This window comes from Moorena sp. SIO3I6, assembly GCF_010672095.1.
Genome location: NZ_JAAHHU010001038.1, coordinates 1 through 1759, shown reverse-complemented (window position 1 = coordinate 1759; position 1759 = coordinate 1). Strand labels below are relative to the sequence as shown.

Sequence of the window (1759 nt, the reverse complement as noted above, 5' to 3'; positions counted from 1 at the left end):
GACGCAGGTGACCCACGCAGCCCCTCCCCATGAGCCACTGCATCAAGAATCAGCAAGATTGTTCATGACCTATTTATAAATGCTATATAGGGCAAGGATTAAGACAATATTAAGCCTTGAGCATCATCATTATTGCATTTTTTTTTCAATATTTTTTATAAAAATTATGCCTTATTGATTCTTGCCCTTACCCTGGCGTTTATAGCGTTTTCAAATCAAATGTGAAACTAGGATTGATGGTATAGCGCAGCGCTATACCTTGTTCAGAGCTTGGTCAAAGGTCATCAACAGGGATTCCAGGGAAAAAGTAGACTTGGCATGGATATAACCTTGCTCGGCTAGGCTATCTGCAGCGCTTGGATCACATAGCAAATTACCAATGACCTTAGCCAGTGCTACTGAATCTCCTGGCGGTACCAAGTGACCAGTCTCGCCATCCTGAATCAACTCCACTGCACCACCAGCAGCAGCAGCAACTACGGGTCGTTTTGCTAACTGACCCTCAACAATCACCCTACCAAAGGGTTCCGGTTCAGTAGAGGTATGGAGTACAATATTGCAAGCAGACATCAATGCTGGCACGTCATTGCGAAATCCCAGCATGTGAACACGACCAGCAAGTTCTGGTGCCGCAGCCATGGCTTCTAGCCGTGAGGCGTATTCTGCTTCACCAAATAGGGCTTTACCAACCAACAGGGCGTGTACATTGGGGAGTTCCTGTAAGGCTTCTAGTAAAATATGCTGACCTTTCCAGTAAGATAGCCGACTGAATACACCAACTAGTGGAGCATCACCAATGCCGAGCTGGTCACGGATTTGAGCGGATTGATCCGATGCCAGATTATCGAAGGGGTCTGAAGCAATGCCGTTGTAAACCAGTGTGACTAGGTCTTCGCGTCCCCCAGCAGCGATAAAGGCTTCACCAGTAGCACGAGAATTGACCAATACTTGAGATACTCGACGATTAGCTAGGAAAACGGCTATGGCACGATTGACCGAGCTAAAGTGTTGTGCGGTCACAATATCTCGCAGGTGCCAAACCACGGTGGGACCGCCCATCAATGTTGCGATCGCAGCAGCAATGAACGCTTTTTGGGAGTTAGCGTGTACTAGCTCAAAGTTACGTCCAGCTGCTGCTATTTGACGAGCCATCCACCACAGGGCAGGTAATGCCTTGACAGCACTGAGTCCCCCTGAAGTTTTTACGGCTAAGATGGATTGGGGTGCAGGTATGACCTTGACCTTCACCTGTGCAGCTTCGAGCCGTTGCCGGAACGGGCCATCGGCAAACAGCAGTACTTCGCTGGTGTCCCGGTAGGCAGTTGCGAGATCCAGCAGGCTTAACTCAGCTCCCCCCAAAACGGCGGCATGATCGACAAAAAGGACTCGACGGCGCTTCATAAGAGTGGGTAGTTCAAAAAGAGTGTTTCAAACGTGCAAAAGCTCACAGACTAATCTGATCACTGATCTCGGCTATCGCATTTACTAGTTTAATGAGGTACATTAATTTTTAGTCTTGCTCTGAAGCTCCCTGCTATGAAGCTGCATGCCCCCTAAAAGCAAGAATAAACGTACCTCACCTAATTAAAAATTGCTATAAATGTTGATTAATTTATAGCAGCTTGATAAACCGATTTAATTCGTTGAGCAATCACCGGCCAAGTATAGTGCTCATGAACATAAGCTTGACAAGCCTCAGAGCTAGGGAGTTGACGCTGACCAGAAAATACCTCGATCATGCCCTGAGCAAGTTGATCAA

At 47.3% G+C, this 1759-nt stretch carries 1 protein-coding gene; it reads right to left on the bottom strand.

Annotated features, from left to right (window positions below):
- Positions 1–252: 252 nt before the first annotated feature.
- Positions 253–1401, bottom strand: coding sequence for a glycosyltransferase (locus F6K49_RS45860; protein ID WP_293108986.1), 1149 nt, complete (start codon positions 1399–1401; stop codon positions 253–255).
- Positions 1402–1759: the final 358 nt, after the last annotated feature.